Source organism: Microbacterium sp. Leaf288, assembly GCF_001422925.1.
GTDB lineage: Bacteria > Actinomycetota > Actinomycetes > Actinomycetales > Microbacteriaceae > Microbacterium.
The window spans coordinates 632,377-648,559 of sequence record NZ_LMNI01000012.1 but is presented as its reverse complement, the minus strand read 5'-3'; the positions used below and the strand labels follow the sequence as shown (position 1 = coordinate 648,559).

At 69.1% G+C, this 16,183-nt stretch carries 16 protein-coding genes; 15 read left to right on the top strand and 1 reads right to left on the bottom strand.

The genetic code is table 11. The features are described 5' to 3' along the window. Position 1: 1 nt before the first annotated feature. From ASF40_RS16525 to ASF40_RS16505, 5 genes are read left to right on the top strand one after another with little or no spacing between them, the layout of a single operon-like run. Positions 2-979: an ABC transporter permease gene (locus tag ASF40_RS16525; protein WP_056370989.1), complete on the top strand. Its 978-nt coding sequence runs from the start codon at positions 2-4 to the stop codon at positions 977-979. 41 nt (positions 980-1,020) lie between these two features. Beyond that, positions 1,021-2,004, top strand: a complete 984-nt coding sequence (locus ASF40_RS16520) for an ABC transporter permease (RefSeq protein WP_056371583.1) — start codon at positions 1,021-1,023, stop codon at positions 2,002-2,004. Further along, positions 2,001-2,918 (top strand): ABC transporter ATP-binding protein, encoded by a 918-nt coding sequence (locus ASF40_RS16515; protein WP_056370987.1) that lies wholly within the window; start codon positions 2,001-2,003, stop codon positions 2,916-2,918. The genes ASF40_RS16520 and ASF40_RS16515 overlap by 4 nt, the downstream gene beginning before the upstream one ends. Then, the gene (locus ASF40_RS16510; protein ID WP_056370983.1) at positions 2,915-3,949 is read left to right on the top strand and encodes an ATP-binding cassette domain-containing protein; all 1,035 of its coding nucleotides are present in this window, start codon (positions 2,915-2,917) and stop codon (positions 3,947-3,949) included. The genes ASF40_RS16515 and ASF40_RS16510 overlap by 4 nt, the downstream gene beginning before the upstream one ends. Next, positions 3,946-5,439 (top strand): glycoside hydrolase family 32 protein, encoded by a 1,494-nt coding sequence (locus ASF40_RS16505; protein ID WP_056370981.1) that lies wholly within the window; start codon positions 3,946-3,948, stop codon positions 5,437-5,439. The genes ASF40_RS16510 and ASF40_RS16505 overlap by 4 nt, the downstream gene beginning before the upstream one ends. 577 nt (positions 5,440-6,016) lie before the next feature. Here the strand turns inward: ASF40_RS16505 and ASF40_RS16500 are convergent. Continuing rightward, positions 6,017-6,802 carry an IclR family transcriptional regulator gene (locus ASF40_RS16500; RefSeq protein WP_056370979.1) on the bottom strand — a complete coding sequence of 262 codons (786 nt, stop codon included), beginning with the start codon at positions 6,800-6,802 and terminating at the stop codon, positions 6,017-6,019. A 34-nt stretch (positions 6,803-6,836) separates the two neighbouring features. Between ASF40_RS16500 and ASF40_RS16495 the strand changes: the two genes are divergently transcribed. From ASF40_RS16495 to ASF40_RS16450, 10 genes are all read left to right on the top strand, one after another. Continuing rightward, positions 6,837-7,766, top strand: coding sequence for an acetaldehyde dehydrogenase (acetylating) (locus tag ASF40_RS16495; protein WP_056370978.1), 930 nt, complete (start codon positions 6,837-6,839; stop codon positions 7,764-7,766). Beyond that, entirely contained in the window at positions 7,763-8,806 is a 1,044-nt protein-coding gene (gene dmpG, locus ASF40_RS16490; protein WP_056370976.1) for a 4-hydroxy-2-oxovalerate aldolase, read from the top strand. The genes ASF40_RS16495 and dmpG overlap by 4 nt, the downstream gene beginning before the upstream one ends. Further along, on the top strand, positions 8,803-9,711 hold the full coding sequence (locus ASF40_RS16485) for an MBL fold metallo-hydrolase (protein WP_056370973.1): 909 nt from the start codon (positions 8,803-8,805) through the stop codon (positions 9,709-9,711). Before dmpG ends, ASF40_RS16485 begins: the two co-directional genes overlap by 4 nt. Positions 9,712-9,747: 36 nt before the next feature. Further along, positions 9,748-10,836, top strand: a complete 1,089-nt coding sequence (locus ASF40_RS16480) for a substrate-binding domain-containing protein (RefSeq protein WP_162239868.1) — start codon at positions 9,748-9,750, stop codon at positions 10,834-10,836. A 61-nt stretch (positions 10,837-10,897) separates the two neighbouring features. Continuing rightward, positions 10,898-12,451: a sugar ABC transporter ATP-binding protein gene (locus ASF40_RS16475; protein WP_056370970.1), complete on the top strand. Its 1,554-nt coding sequence runs from the start codon at positions 10,898-10,900 to the stop codon at positions 12,449-12,451. Continuing rightward, positions 12,448-13,446 carry an ABC transporter permease gene (locus ASF40_RS16470; protein WP_200919508.1) on the top strand — a complete coding sequence of 333 codons (999 nt, stop codon included), beginning with the start codon at positions 12,448-12,450 and terminating at the stop codon, positions 13,444-13,446. Before ASF40_RS16475 ends, ASF40_RS16470 begins: the two co-directional genes overlap by 4 nt. Positions 13,447-13,553: 107 nt before the next feature. Then, complete coding sequence (locus ASF40_RS16465) at positions 13,554-14,114, top strand: VOC family protein (protein WP_056370968.1); 561 nt, start codon at positions 13,554-13,556, stop codon at positions 14,112-14,114. Further along, positions 14,111-14,863, top strand: coding sequence for an SDR family NAD(P)-dependent oxidoreductase (locus tag ASF40_RS16460; RefSeq protein WP_056370962.1), 753 nt, complete (start codon positions 14,111-14,113; stop codon positions 14,861-14,863). The genes ASF40_RS16465 and ASF40_RS16460 overlap by 4 nt, the downstream gene beginning before the upstream one ends. Beyond that, positions 14,830-15,744, top strand: a complete 915-nt coding sequence (locus ASF40_RS16455) for a 3-keto-5-aminohexanoate cleavage protein (protein WP_056370960.1) — start codon at positions 14,830-14,832, stop codon at positions 15,742-15,744. Before ASF40_RS16460 ends, ASF40_RS16455 begins: the two co-directional genes overlap by 34 nt. Then, the gene (locus ASF40_RS16450; RefSeq protein ID WP_056370958.1) at positions 15,741-16,181 is read left to right on the top strand and encodes a hypothetical protein; all 441 of its coding nucleotides are present in this window, start codon (positions 15,741-15,743) and stop codon (positions 16,179-16,181) included. The genes ASF40_RS16455 and ASF40_RS16450 overlap by 4 nt, the downstream gene beginning before the upstream one ends. The last annotated feature ends 2 nt before the right edge of the window (positions 16,182-16,183 follow it).

Here is a 16,183-nt window from a genome sequence, read left to right as displayed (position 1 = left end):
CATGGGCTACATGCTGCGGCGCCTCGGGTTCTATCTCGTCGCGTTCTGGGTGTCGATCACCCTCAACTTCTTCCTTCCCCGCTTCATGCCGGGCGACCCCGTGTCGCGCATGGTCGCGCGGCTGCAGGGCCAGATCCGCCCCGACCAGATCGAAGCGCTGAGAGAGTCGTTCGGACTCAGCGACGCGCCGCTCTGGGAGCAGTATCTGCGCTACCTCGGCCAGATCTTCACCGGCAACCTGGGCTTCTCGATCTCGCGATTCCCGACGCCTGTCATCGACGTCATCTCCAGCGTCATCGGCTGGACATTCCTGCTCGGCTTCGTGTCGCTGATCATCGCCGTCGTCATCGGCAACGTGCTCGGGATCCTCGCCGCGTGGCGCCGCGGCGGCGTCCTCGACTCCTTCGTCCCGCCTCTGCTCATCTTCATCGGCTCGTTCCCCTACTTCTGGCTGGCGATGGGGCTGCTGTACCTCTTCGGTGTCACGCTCGGATGGTTCCCGCTGCGCCACGCGTACGAGGTGGGTACTGCGCCCGAGTTCTCGCTCGCCTTCGTCGGCGATGTCGCGTACCACCTGATCCTCCCCGCCACCTCGATCGTGCTCGTCTCGGTCGGCGGCTGGATGCTCGGCATGCGCAACACGATGATCGCCACCAACGCCGAGGACTACATCGTGATGGCCGAAGCCAAGGGTCTGCGGGCGAACCGCGTGATGATGCAGTACGCAGCCCGCAACGCCCTCCTCCCGTCGGTCACCGCATTCGGCATGTCCCTGGGGTTCGTCGTCGGCGGCGCGCTGCTCACGGAGGTCGTCTTCGCCTACCCGGGCATCGGCTACACCCTGCTCGCCGCGGTGCAGAACCTCGACTACCCGCTCATGCAGGGACTCTTCCTCACGATCACCACGGCCGTGCTGATCGCCAACTTCCTCGTCGACATCGTGTACGTGCGCCTCGATCCGCGCGTGCGCGTGAGCTGAACGGAGGGTTCGTGATGTCACTCGCGCAAGATCCCCGCGCCATGGCCGAGCTGGAGCTCGGCACCCCGCCCGGCCCGGACGGACAGGTCACCGCAGCACCGCCCCCGCGGCGCCGACGCGGCGGAGGCGGACTCCTGCGAGGCCTCCTCGGAAATGCCAAGGCCACCTCGGGTCTGGTCATCCTCATCCTCTTCGTCCTGATGGCCGTGTTCGCGCCGATCCTCGCCCCCGGCGATCCCACGCTCATCCAAGGCATCGGCTCGCAGCCTCCGTCGGCCGCGCACTGGCTGGGAACGACGGCCAAAGGGCAGGACGTGCTGGCGCTGAACGTATGGGGTTCGCGTTCGTCGCTGTTCGTCGGCTTCACGGTCGGCATCCTCGCGACGTTCGTCGGCCTCCTCGTCGGCCTCGCCTCGGCCTACCTCGGACGCACCCTCGACAACGTGCTGTCGCTCGTCACGAACGTGTTCCTCCTCCTTCCTGGACTTCCGCTGCTGGTGATCCTCGCCGCGTTCCTGCCGCAGGGCCTCGGCACCGTCATCCTGGTGCTCGTCATCACCGGCTGGGCGGGGTCGGCGCGTGTGCTGCGTTCGCAGGCCATGTCGATCCGCGGCAAGGACTTCGTCGCCGCCTCGCAGGTCACCGGTGAGGGGGGACTGCGCATCATGTTCCGCGAGATGCTGCCGAACATGGCCTCGATCGTGATGAGCACCTTCCTCGCCTGCGTGATCTTCGGCATCGGCGCTCAGGCCGGCCTGGAGTTCCTGGGCCTGGGCGACATCAGCACCGTCAGCTGGGGCACGAATCTCTATTGGGCGAGCAATGACGGCGCCCTGCTGACCGGGGCGTGGTGGGTCTTCGTCCCTCCCGGCGTGTGCATCGCCCTCGTCGCCTTCGCGCTCGCGCTCGTCAACTACGGCGTCGATGAGACGACCAACCCCCGCCTGCGGCGGCCGCGCCGTCGCACCACGCCCGACGCGCCCACGCGTGTCGCCCCCCGCACCGCGAAGGAGGCGGCGCGATGACTGCTCCGCTGCTCGAGATCCAGGACCTCTCCGTCGAGTACGTCACCGAGGCCCGCACCGTGCGCGCCGTCGATCGCGTGTCGTTCTCGATCGCGGAGCGGGAGGTGTTCGGCCTCGCGGGGGAGTCCGGTTGCGGCAAGTCGACGATCGCGAACGCCATCCTGCGGCTGCTGCGAGACCCCGCCGTCATCTCCGGCGGGTCGATCCGCTTCGCCGGCACCGACGTGCTGGCGCTGAACGCCGAGCAGCTCCGCGAGTTCCGCTGGCGCCAGGTGGCCATGGTCTTCCAGAGCGCCATGAACTCGCTGAACCCGGTGATGACCGTCGGCGACCAGATCGTCGACATCTTCACCACCCACGAGGGCGTATCGAAGAAGACCGCGATCGCGCGCGCCGGGGAGCTGCTCGATCTCGTGGGCATCCCGCGAGACCGACTGCGCTCGTACCCGCACCAGCTCTCGGGCGGGATGCGGCAACGTGTCGTCATCGCCATGGCAACGGCGCTCCGCCCGCCACTGCTCATCATGGACGAACCCACCACCGCGCTCGACGTCGTGGTGCAGCAGGAGATCATGGCGCAGATCAAAGACCTGCAGCGTGAGCTCGGCTTCGCCATCCTGTTCATCACCCACGACATGTCCCTGATGGTCGAGCTGTCCGACCGGATGGCGGTGATGTACGCGGGACGGTTCGTCGAGACCGCACGGTCCGAGGAGATCTTCGACACTCCGCAGCACCCCTACACCCGCGCCCTCATGAACGCCTTTCCGCCCATGTCCGGTCCTCGCAACCGTCTGCAGGGCCTCGGCGAAGGTGTGAGGTTCCGCGACATCCCCGATCTCGAACCGATCACGCCCACCCACTGGGTGGCGCCCAGCGACGACGACTCCCTGATCACGGAGACCATCTCATGACCGCACCCGAGACTCCCGTGCTCTCGACACGAGGGCTGCAGAAGACATTCACCATCGGCGGCGCATTCTCCCGCAAGCGGGTCCGCGCCCTCGGCGGCGTCGACCTCGACATCGCCCACGGTGAGGTCGTCGCGCTCGTCGGCGAGTCCGGCAGCGGAAAGTCCACACTCGCGCGCTGCATCGCCCGCCTCGAGCAGCCGTCGGCCGGCACCTTCCTCTTCGAGGGCGAAGACGTCCTCGCCACCTCCAAGCGGCGCGCGACCCGCGAGTACCGCTCAGCGGTGCAGATGATCTTCCAGGACCCCTTCGGGTCGCTGAATCCCGTCCACCGGATCGGTCACTTCCTCGAGCGTCCGCTGCGCATCCACGGTGCCGCATCGGGCCGTGCCGCGCTGGAACGCGCCAAGCGGCGGCTCATGGAGAAGGTCGGTCTTCCGGACGAGATGCTGGACCGCTACCCGCACGAACTCTCCGGCGGCCAGCGGCAGCGCATCGCGATCGCCCGCGCCCTCGCGGTGAACCCGCGGCTGATCCTCGCGGACGAACCCACGTCGATGCTCGATGTCTCGGTGCGGATCGGCGTGCTCAACCTCATGCGCACGCTCTGCGAGGAGCAGGGCATCTCGATGCTCTACATCACGCACGACCTCGCGTCGGCGCGGTATCTCGCCGATCGCATCGTCGTGATGTTCGCCGGCGAGTTCGTCGAGGGCGGAGACGCGATGGAACTCCTGGCGAACCCGCAACACCCGTACACGAGACTCCTGATCTCGGCAGTACCCGACCCCAAGCGCACGGAGCCGTTCGACCCCGTCCAGCGAGCTCGCCTCCGTCGCGAGGTGCTGACGCCGACCGAGTGCGCGCTGGCCCACACCGCCGCCGAGCCGTGCTCCGACGCGAAGCCGGTCTTCCATCGCGTCGGTGAGCAGCCCGAGCACTGGGTGCGGTGCGGGCTCTACGCCCCGCCCTCTGACGCCCCCGGGACCGCCCTGGAACTGCCCGACGACCTCGAAGAAAGCCCTGCCGCATGACCGCGACATCCACTTCCACGCTCGTCCCGGCAGAGCTGATCGCGCGCGCCGCCGACGATCCTCATCGTCCGGCCTACCATTTCACTGCCCCGGCTGGATGGTTGAACGATCCCAACGGCCTGACCCAGCGAAACGGCGAGTACCACCTCTTCTACCAGTTCAACCCGTACGCCCCGCTGCACCACCGCATCCACTGGGGTCACGCGGTCAGCACCGACCTGGTGCACTGGCGCGATCTGCCGATCGCGCTGACCCCGAGCGACGGACCCGACGTCGACGGATGCTGGTCCGGCGTGCTGGTGTACGACGGCGACACCCCGACGATCGTGTATTCCGGCCGCCACGGTGACCGGGAGCTGCCGTGCGTGGCGATCGGCACCCCCGACCTCGTCGAGTGGACGAAGGTCGCCGAGAACCCCGTGATCTCAACAACACCCGCCGGCATCGACGTCACGGCATTTCGCGACCACTGCGTATGGCGCGAAGGCGAGACATGGCGGCAACTGATCGGCTCAGGCATCCGGAGCCGGGGAGGAACGGCGTTCCTGTACGAATCCACCGACCTGCGCGAGTGGACCTACATCGGGCCGCTGCTGGTCGGCGACAGCACGGTAGGCGATGCGGGCGCTCCCGACTGGACCGGCACCATGTGGGAGTGCGTGGACCTGTTCCGGATCGGCGAGGAGAATGCCGCCCACCGCGACATCCTCGTGTTCTCCGCATGGGACGAGGGTGTCACCCACCACCCGCTGTACTGGTCCGGTCGGTACGAGGGCGACCGGTTCACGCCCGCCGCGCTGCATCGGCTCGATCTGGGCGGACGCTACTTCTATGCCCCGCAGTCGATGCGGGACGAGTCGGGAAGGCGCCTCCTCTTCGGCTGGCTGCAAGAGGGACGACCCGACAAGGCCGCCGTTGAGGCAGGGTGGTCGGGCATCATGTCGCTGCCGCGCGTGGTGACGGCCGCGCCGGACGGTTCCCTCCACCAGGCACCGGCCCCCGAAGTCGACGCGCTCCGTGACGAACAGGTGGCGTCCGTCTCGTCGGTGCTGGGTGCCGAGCCGGTGGAGGTCGTCCGTGGGGATGAGCTCGACCTCGAGCTGCGACTCACGATCCCCGACGACCGGGCGGTCACGATCGCCCTGCGCGCCACCGACGACGACGCCGAGCGCACGGTCCTGCACCTGCAGCGTCGCGGCGACCAGGCCGAGCTGAGCCTCGACCGCTCGCGGTCGAGCCTGGACCCCGAAGTCGACGCCGGCCCGCGTGCGGGTACGGTGCCGGTGGATGCCGACGGCGGTCTGGACCTTCGAATCCTCGTCGACCACTCCGCGCTCGAGGTGTTCGCGGGCGGAGTCCCGCTGACGGCGCGCGTGTACCCGACCCGCCCGGACGCCCTCGGGATCCGGCTGTCCGGGGACGACGTCCCGGTGCAACTGCGCGCCTGGTCCATGCGAACGGTCGCCAGGAACGCGGCGGCCACCCCATGAGCATCGCCCCTGGGCCGCCCACGAGGCCGACCGCGCGCCGAGTTTCAACTCAGTGTGCCCGATAGCTGGAACAACGACCCCCAGTGGCCCGTCTTCGTCGACGGCGAGTATCGCTGCTGCTTCCTCCGTGGGGGCAATGCGCTCGTGATCGGCGAGGCGCTCGTCGACGCGACTGCGATGCGACGGTTGGACGCGACGGCGGGAGTCGAAACTCCGGATGCGAGTTTCCTTGTGCTGCCGGCAGCCCCGCGGAATCTCGCGGAATCGGCCGCTTTGCCGCGAAAATCAAGGATGTCTGGCCCTCAAGCGATAGTTGTGTCGGGCGGTTGTGATCAGCGACTTCGGTTTCGATTGGCGCGGCTCGTGTCCACTGTGTGTCCACGAGGAAGGCTGCCTCAGAAACCTGCGTCCCGCCACACTCGATGTCCGACGCGCCCGCGAACACCCGATTGCGCCGATTCCCCGATACCGTGTGGCAAGCAGCACGGGCCTTGCTCTTCGCGTCCGTCTTCGATCGCGCCCCATGGAGCAGACCGGTGCCGCCATTCGTGCTTGGACCTCGAAACCCTTGGGTGGCTCAGCGCGCCCGAAGAGCGCGCGTGGAGGGACCTGAGGTGTAGGCGCGGCTGATGGCAAGCGATGCGGCTCGGGCTGCCATGTCGAACCGGGGAAGGTTGATTCGCCCGGCGACACCCGAGACCGAGACGGCGGCGACCGCCTTGCCTGCGTAGTCGAAGATCGGCACGGCGACGCCGGCGACGTTGTTGAACGACTCACGGCGGTCGAACGCGGCGCCCTTGCGTCGCACGTCGTCGAGTTCGCGGCGCAGGAGATCCGGTTCGGTGATGGTCTCGGGTGTGAGCCGGCGCAGCGGGTTCGACAGCAGGTGCTCGACGACGCTCTCGTCGGCGAATGCGAGCATCGCCTTTCCCGAGCACGAGGCGTGTGCCGGCCAGCGTTGGCCCGTCTTCTGGGGGAGCAACGGCGCGTTTCGTCCGACGATCATGTCGAGGTAGACGACCTCCGTGCCCTCCAGCACGGCGAGCCCGACGTTCATCTCGGTCGCGCGGTTGAGGTCGGCGAGCGCGGATCGCGCTGCCTCCCGCAGGGATCGCGTGCCCGGTGCCGACTGCCCCAGCTCGAACATGAGCGTGCCCAGCTGAAGACCCGTGGGGGTGCGCTCGAGCATTCCGACCCGAACCAGCTCGGTGACGGTGCGGTGGACCGTCGTCTTGGGCAGATCGGTTCGCCGCACGAGTTCCTCGGGGGTCATCCGAGCAGAGGGACGGAGGAACTGGCGGAGCACGAGGGCTGCGCGACCGACGGCTGAGATCTCCTCAGTGTTCCGATGAACGGGACTCATGCCTTGAGTCTGCGGCCCCGGTCGACGAGTGTCAATGCCGACATCGCGTTACAAGGAGGTACTTATGGGCGTGTCGGCGGCGATCGTCGGGTCCGGCAACATCGGGACCGATCTCATGATCAAGCTCCTTCGGGACGATCTCATCGATCTCGACTACATGATCGGTGTGGATCCGGCCTCGGACGGCCTTGCACGGGCCCGCTCGCTCGGCGTGGAGGCGAGTCCCGGAGGCGTCGACTGGCTCCTGTCGCAGAGCAGCCTGCCTCAGATCGTGTTCGAGGCGACGTCCGCGGGCGCGCACCAGGCGAACGCGCCGAGGTACGAGGCGGCCGGCATCCGTGCCATCGACCTTACGCCGGCGGCCATCGGTCCGTTCGTGTGCCCGCCGGTGAACCTCGACGAGCACCGCGGCGCCGCAAACCTCAACATGATTACCTGCGGCGGCCAGGCGACGATCCCGATCGTCAACGCCGTGTCGCGCGTCGCCAGGGTGCCGTACGCCGAGATCGTGGCATCCATCTCGTCGAGGTCGGCGGGTCCGGGCACGCGGGCCAACATCGACGAGTTCACCGAGACCACGTCGTCGGCGATCGCCCAGGTGGGCGGTGCCGAGCGCGGCAAGGCGATCATCGTGCTCAACCCCGTCAAGCCCGAGATGATCATGCGCGACACCGTGTTCTGCGCCCTGCCCGCCGACATCGACGAGGACGCCGTCACGGCGTCGATCGTGAACATGGTGGAGGCGGTCCGCGAGTACGTGCCCGGCTATCGCCTGACGGCGGATCCCCAATTCGATCCGCCTCGCCAGGACTGGAACGGTTGGGGGCGCGTCACGGTCATGCTCGAGGTCAAGGGCAACGGCGACTACCTCCCGCCGTGGGCGGGAAACCTCGACATCATGACCGCGGCCGCAGCGCGCGCGGGTCGCCTGGTCGCCGAGCAGCTGCAGGCGGTGGCCGCATGAGCGCCCGCGACCTGCCCGTGTTCGACGGCGTCCGCATCACCGACACCACGTTGCGCGACGGCAGCCACGCCGTCAGCCACCGCTTCAGCGTCGAGACGGTCGAGAACGTGGTTCGCGGTCTCGATGAGGCCGGCGTCGCGATCGCCGAGGTCTCGCACGGAGACGGGCTCGGCGGTTCCTCCTTCGCGTACGGGATGTCCGCCAATGACGAGCTTCGCCTCATCGAGGCGGCGGCCTCCGTCGCCGAGCGCGTGCGGATCGCCGGACTGCTCGTTCCGGGCATCGGCACCGTGCACCGGCTCAAGGAGGCGGCATCGGCGGGGATCTCGATGGTTCGCGTCGCCACGAATGCGACGGAGGCCGACGTCTCGGTCCAGCACTTCACCGCGGCGCGTGAGCTCGGGCTCGAGACGGCCGGATTCCTCATGCTCGCGCACCGGGTCGAACCGGCGGCGCTCGCCGCGCAGGCGCGGATCATGGCCGATGCCGGGTGTCAATGCGTCTACGTGGTGGACTCGGCGGGCGCGATGCTGCCCCAGCAGGTCGCCGATCGCGTGGCCGCTCTCGTTCAGGAGCTGGGAGAGGACGCCCAGGTGGGAGCCCACGCGCACCTGAATCTGGGGCTCGGCATCGCGAACAGCCTGGCCGCCGTGCATGCTGGTGCCCGTCAGATCGACGGCACCGTGTGCGGCCTCGGCGCCGGGGCGGGAAATGCGCCATCCGAGCAGTTGGTGGCCGTCTTCGAACGGGCCGGCATCGCCACAGGTGTCGACCTCGAGCGCATCCTGCAGCTGGCCGCAGATCTGCCCGCGTGGGTCGAGCGGCTTCCCCGTGCGGACCGCGCAGCGGTCGTGCAGGGCTACGCGGGCGTGTACTCCTCCTTCCTGCTGCACGCCGAACGCGTCGCCGCAACCTACGACGTCGAGGCGTACCGCCTCCTCGCCGAAGCGGGCCGGCGGGGCTATGTCGGCGGCCAGGAGGACCTGCTCATCGACATCGCGATCGCCCTGGTCGCTGAACGCGAAGCGGTGACGGTATGACCTGGACCATCGGTGCGGCGTCGGTGCACCGCGTCACCGAACTCGACACCTGGCGGTTCTCGCCGGTCGACCTGTTCGCGGCATGGACAGATGCCGACACCGCCCTCGCCGCGGACCGGTACGCCGTCGCGATCGACCGGTCGAGCGGCGAGCTGGTGCTGTCGATCCACACGTACGTGATCGACATCGGCGGGCGGCGGATCCTGGTGGACACCGGCAACGGCGACCACAAGCAGCGGCCCGCCCTGCTCCCGCATCACATGCTGACCGCGGGCTACCCGGAGCGACTGAGGGCTGCCGGCATCGAACCCGAATCCATCGATGTGGTCACCGCGACCCACCTCCATCCCGACCACTGCGGCGGCTACACCGTCCTGCTCGACGGCGTGTGGACGGCGGCCTTCCCGAACGCGGAGTACCTCCTCCAGGACGCCGACCTGGAATGGCTCCGGTCGCTGGACCGCGAAGCGGCCGACGGCACCGTGGCCGGCGACATCGCGCGCACGTATCGCGACAGCGTGCTGCCGATCCTGGATACCGCGCGCACCGTCGTCGGTACGACAGTCGTCGCGGAGCACGAGGGCACCGTCGTCCGCCTCGAGCCCGCGCCGGGCCACTCGGCCGGACACGTGGTCGTGCGCATCGACGCTCCCGAGGGCGGCGGCGCCGTGCTGGTCGGCGATCTCATCCACCACCCGCTCCAGCTCGACCGGCCCACCCTCACCAACAACGGCGATGCCGACCCGGAATCCGCGATCCGCAGTCGTCACGACGTGCTCGGGGAGGCGGCATCCAACGGTCGTCTCGTCCTGACGGCCCACTTCCCGGTGGGTGGTCCCGAGCGCGTCTCCGAGGCGAACGGGCAGCTGACCTGGCAGCGCGGCCGCACTGCAGACCTCAACTGAATACCCGATCCACACATCACTCGAAGAAGGTCAATGATGACTGCACGAACCCGAGGCGTGACCATCACCGCCGCGTCTGCTCTGCTCCTCGCCGCCGCCGTACTAAGCGGATGCGCCGGCGAGGACTCCGCCGCCGCCGACTGCGACACCGTCGTGCAGGTGCCGCCGGACTATTCGATCCCCGCGTGCGGCGACCCGCACCTGGCGGTGTTCCTGCCGGGCACCAACAACGCCGACCTCCAGTCGCGGATCCAATACCTCGAAGAGACGATCCCGAAGATCGAGGGCGCGACGATGACGATCTTCGACGGCAAGTTCGACGCCACCACGCAGCTCAACCAGATCGAGAACGCGATCCAGAGCGGCCAGTACAACGCCGCCATCGCCGCGCCGGTCGACGGCGTGCTCATGTGTGATGCGCTGTCGAAGAAGGCCCCTGCGGCCGGGATGCTCGTCGTCGTCCCAAACCTCGCGATCTGCGGCCTCACGGCGGAGGAGGGGGAGGAGCTCGCTGCGCCCGGAACGCTCGCGTACGTCGGGGGGACGCAGTCACCCGACTACTGGACGGACTACCTCACGTGGATCGTCGAGCATCACGAGGGCGAACCGAAGTTCATCGCGCTCACGGATCCGCCCGCGCCGTTCCCGCTGACCGCGAACTTCCAGGAGGCCGTCAAGCGGGTCCACGAGAAGTACCCCGAGTTCGAGATCGTCGGCGAGGCGGCCACGGACCTCACCGTCGCGGGTTCCTTCGCCGAGGCACAGGCCCTCATCCAGGCGCACCCCGAAGCGACCGGGCTGGTCACGATGTTCTCCACCGAAACCGAGGGCGCACTTCAGGCGCTGCAGGCGGCCGGCGCAGAAGGATCGCTAACCGTGTACGACAAGGGCGCGACGGGATTCGCCGTCGATGCGCTGATGGACGGCCGGATCGCCGCCACGTCGCCCGAGCGGGCGATCACCTCGACCGCCGCGATGCTGAACGCCATCCTCGATGCGCGTGCCGGCAAGGACGTGTCGCGGTTCATCGGCAACGACGGTGCGCCCATCCCCGACGATGCCCCCGCATCCGGATTCACGGTGTTCACCGCCGACACTCTCGGTGACTTCCAGCCCGAGAACTGACCCCGGGCGGGTGCGCGGCGGTTCGTCCCGCGCACCCGCCGTGGGTGGAAGGAGTCCCACGATGATGCTCGAAGACCCCGAGCCGATCCTCGAGGCGCACGGCGTCGGCATGACGTACGGCAGCGTCACCGTGCTCAGCGGTGCATCGATGTCGCTCATCCCCGGCCGGATCCACGCCCTGGTCGGGCAGAACGGAGCAGGCAAGTCCACGATGCTGGGAGCCCTGGCGGGGCGCATCACCCCGACCGCGGGCCGCATCACCGTCGCCGGCACGGCGCTCGGCTCCGGCGATCCGCGCACGGCGCGCGCGGCGGGAGTCGTCGCGGTGTATCAGGAGCTCACGATCCTGCCGGCGATGAACGCCCGTGACAACGTCCTCCTGGGAGATCCGCCGCGCCGATGCGGCGTCATCGACCGCAGCCGCGCCCGCCGCGAGTTCGCCGAGCTGGCCGAACGGCTCGGCGTCGAGTTGACGGGAGGCGAGCCGGCCGGGGAACTCTGCGTGGCGCAGCAGCAGATGCTGGAGATCATGCGAGCAGCGCGCTCCCACGCTAAAGTGCTGCTCCTCGACGAGCCCACAGCCTCTCTTGCTGCGACCGAGCGCGTCGCGCTGCTCTCGCTGATGCGACGGCTCGCCGCCGACGGCATCGCGCTCGTGTTCGTCTCGCACAACCTCGACGAAGTGCTGGACGTCAGCGACGACATCACCGTCTTCCGCAACGGACGGCTCGTGACGAGCCGTCCGACAGCGGCGTGGACCAAACCCGATCTCGTCGAGGCGATGCTCGGCAGCAGCGGCCGCGCGCTCGCGGCCGCACTCCTCGACGGCCACGGCGCCGCCGACGAGACAGCCGCCTCCACGGCGGAAGCCGTCCTCACCGTCGACGACCTCTGCGTTCCCGGTGTGCTGCCCGGCGTCTGCCTGCAGGTGCGCGCGGGTGAGATCGTCGGCATCGGCGGACTGGTGGGTTCGGGGCGCACCACGCTGCTGCGCGCCCTGGCCGGCGACCTGCCGCGGGCTTCCGGGAGGCTGTCGATCGGCGGCGCTCACCGGAGCTGGCCGCGCAGCCCGCGCGCGGCGCTGCGCGCCGGGCTCGCGCTCGTCCCCGAGGAGCGCAAGCGCGACGGGCTCGTGCTCGGGCAAGACGCCGTCGAGAACATCACACTGTCGAACCTGCGCGCGGTCGCCCGTGCCGGATGGATACGCCGCCGATATGCGCGCGCGCTGGCCGTCGAGCACGGTCGCGCCTTCGGCCTGCCCGAGGAGATGGTCGACAGACCGGTCGGAGCGCTGTCCGGCGGCAACCAGCAGAAGGTAGTGCTCGCGCGGTGGATGCACCGGCGCCCCCGAGTGCTGCTGGCCGACGAACCGGGGCGCGGCATCGACATCGGCGCCAAGGCGCAGATCCTCGGCACCCTGCGCGACTTCGTGGACGCAGGCGGCGGAGTCCTCATGGTCTCGTCCGAACACGAGGAGCTGCTCACGTTCGCCGACCGCATCCTCGTGATGGCCGCCGGCCGCATCGTCGCCGACCTCGACAACCGCGCCCGAACCGTGACCGAACACGACATCCTCACGGCGGCGTTCGACATTCCTCATCAGGAGGCATCGTGACCACCACCCCCATTCCGACTGCGACCACGCCCGTCACCGTTGTGCCGAATGCGTCTGCACGCTTCGCAACGCTGGCCGCACGATGGTGGATGCTCGCAGTGCTCGTCGCGGTGCTCGCGGCGGCCACGGCGCTCTACCCACGGTTCTGGGCGTCGGGCAACCTCATCAACCTGCTGGCGCAGAATGTGCCCCTCGGCATCATGGCGGTCGGAATGACCTACGCCATGATCGCCGGCGGATTCGACCTGTCGGTCGGGGCGATCTACGCGACCGGTGCGGTCACGGCCGCGAGTCTGGGCCAGACCCTATCCCTGTGGGTGGCGGTCCCGGTCGCGATCGTCGTCGGCGCCGGCCTCGGCGCGCTCAACGGCGCCATCGTCACAGGTCTGCGCGTCAACCCGTTCATCGCCACACTCGGCTCCGGCTTCGTCTACGGCGGACTCGCCTTCATCTTCACCGGGTCGGCGCCTGTGCTCGTCCGAGCCGACGGGTTCCAAGAGCTCGGACAGGGCCGGCTCGCGGGCATCCCGGTGTCGATCCTGATCGGCATCGTCGTGTTCGTCGTCGCCGGGCTCGTCCTTGCCCGCACGGTATACGGCCAGAACGTGTACGCCGTCGGCGGCAACACTGAGGCTGCACGTCTGGCGGGACTGCGCACACGGGCCGTCCAGTCCTCCACCTACATCATCGTCGGCGCCCTCGCCGCGCTGGCGGGGGCCATCCTCGCGTCGAGAATCGGCGTCGGGCAGGCTGACGTGGGTGCGAACGTGACGTTGCAGGTGATCGCGGTCGTCGTCATCGGGGGCACCTCGCTGTTCGGCGGAGAAGGCTCTATTCCGCGCACGCTCATCGGTCTACTCATCCTCGCCGTGATCAAGAACGTCTCGGATTCGCTCGGCTGGGACAGCAACGTCGAGAACGTCACCACCGGCGTCATCGTCGTCGCGGCCGTGGCCGCAGACGCTGCCCTGCGACGCCTGGCGGCCAACCGATGAAGCTGACCGGTATACCGATGATCGGAACATTCGGCTTGGTGGGCGACGGTGCCGCGACGACAGTGGAACAACGCGGAACGGACCGCGGAATGCGAAGGAGCACCTCGATGCACGAACACGGCGGAGCCTGGCAGGGCGGAGCGATCCGACAGAACGGATTCGTCGTCCGCGACCTGGATGCTGCACTCCACTACTGGACGCGCACGCTCGGCGTGGGCCCGTTCTTCCGTATCATCGAACAGCCTCTGGTCGGCTTCGAGTATCGCGGCGAGCCGAGCGCGATGCGCATGAGCGTCGCGCTGGCCCAGAGCGGCGGCATCCAGATCGAGCTCATCGAGCAGCTCGACGACTCCCCGAGCGCCTTCCGCGACTTCGCACGCGCCACCGGCGAGGGACTGCAGCACGTGGCCTACTGGACCGACCGGTTCGACGAGATCACTGCCGAGGCCGAGCTTCGGGGAATGGTGAAGGTGCAGGGCGGGCGCTCCGGAAGCGGCGGGCCGAACGAACGCTTCGCCTACTACGAGGCGGCCGGCCGGCAGGCGCCGATGGTCGAGATCTCCGAGACGCTCGGTCGCAAGGCCCAGCTGTTCGCAGCCGTCGCCGACGCGTCGGCCGGCTGGAACGGGCGAGAGCCCGTGCGCGACATGGCGGAGCTGCTGTCATGAGCACGCGAGGAGTCGTCCTGGTCACCGGCGCTGCCTCCGGCATCGGACAGCAGACCGCCGCGCACCTGGAAGCCGTGGGATGGAGCGTCGCCGCGGTAGACCGCTGCTGGAGCGACACCGCGAACCCGGTCGGCCGGTCCTACACGGCGGACGTCACCGACGAGTCGGCGGTGCAGCGCACCGTCGACGAGATCGAGCGGGAGCTCGGCCCCCTTCGCGGTGTCGTCACCTGCGCAGGGATCATCGTCGTCGCCGATCCGCTCGAGCTGACCGTCGCCGAGTTCCGCCGGGTCCTCGACGTGAACGTCACCGGCACCTACGTCGTCGCGCGATCGGCGGCCGCAACCATGGCGCGCTCCGGCTGCGGATCGATCGTCACCGTGTCGTCGGTCTCGGGACTGCTGGCCGCACCCCATCGCGCCGCGTACTCCGCGTCGAAGGCGGCCGTGATAGGACTGACCCGGTCCCTCGCCGTCGACCTCGCCGAGCGAGGCATCCGCGTGAACGCCATCGCCCCGGGATCCGTGAAGACGCCTCTGCTGGCGTCGGTGCAGACCCCCGAGCTGCGCGAAGCGCAGCTGCGAAGCGTGCCGATGGGGCGTCAGGGCGAGAGCTCCGAGATCGCCGAAGTCACCGAGTTCCTGCTCAGCGACCGCGCGTCCTTCGTCACGGGCCAGACCTGGGCCGTCGACGGAGGTCAGTCCATCCAGGCGGGATGGCGTCTGCCCGCGGAGGTCGTCGCGTCGTGAACGAGCTCATCATCTGCGCCCAGCTCAACGAGGGCATGACCCGCGAGCCCAACCCGCACATCCCGTACACCGCCGACGAGATCGCCGAGCAGGCCCTCGCGGCGCGGAAGGCGGGCGCCGCGATCACCCACGTGCACGCACGCACCGCCGACGGCGGCATGGACGACACGGTTGCCGGGTACCGGGCCATGCTGGCGGCGATCCGCGCGCAAACCGACATCCTGGTGGCGCCGCCACTTCTCAACATCCCCGGCGCGACGGATGCCGAGCGCCTGGGTGTCGTCCTCGACCCCCAGAACCGGCCCGACTTCGTGACGGTCGAGACCGGCTCGACGAACTTCGACCTCGTGGACGAGCGGACAGGCGACTACGCCTCGCACACTCGCCTCTTCCAGACGTCGGTCGAATCGCAGTTGCGATTCCTCGACGCCGCCCACGACCTCGGTCTGCCCGTGTTGGCGACATCCTTCAACGGGTCGTGGTCGCGGGCGATCGACATCCACATCGGCGCCGGCCGCCTCACCCCACCGCTCCTGCTGCTGCTCGTGCACGGCGGACCCGGCTTTCCCGCCGCTCATCCGGCGACCTCGGCCGGCCTGCGCGCCCACCGGGAGCTTCTGCCGGATCACCCCGGCGTGGAATTCATGGTGTCCGCGCACCGTGGCGACGTGCTTCTCCTCGCCGAGGAGGCCATCGAGGCGGGTGGCCACGTCGCGATCGGCGTCGGCGACTTCCCCCACCCCGAACGCGGGCTTCCGACGACGGCCGAACTGGTCGCCGAGGTTGCCGCCATCGGTCGCCGCCACGGCCGTCCGCCGGCGACACCGGAACAGGTGCGCTCACATTTCACCCCCACGAGAAGAACGGTGGCCACGCAGTGAGCAGGGTCCTTAACGGAAACTCCACGATCGAACACATCGCGACCATCTCCGGCACACGGGTGCAGGTCGCCGACTCCGTGGCGTTCGGTTCCACCGAGAACCGCGGGCAGATCTTCGTCTGCGGTTCCCACGGCGGTCGCAGCGCCGGCGAGTACGCGCTCGAGTTCGGCTACGGGGCGCTCGTCTCCAGCGACGCCGGGTTCGGGCTGAACGACGCGGGCATCGCCGGGCTGCGCGACCTCGGCGACCACGGGATAGCCGGGGTCGGCGTCGCGCACACCAGCGCGCGCATCGGCGACGGCCGCGACGTGTGGCGCAGCGGCATCGTGAGCTACGTCAACGGACCGGCCTCGGATGCCGGAGCCCGGCCCGGTCAGACGGTGCTGGCCGCCGTCACGCTGATCGCGGCATCCATCGCGAGAGAGGAGTCCCGATGATC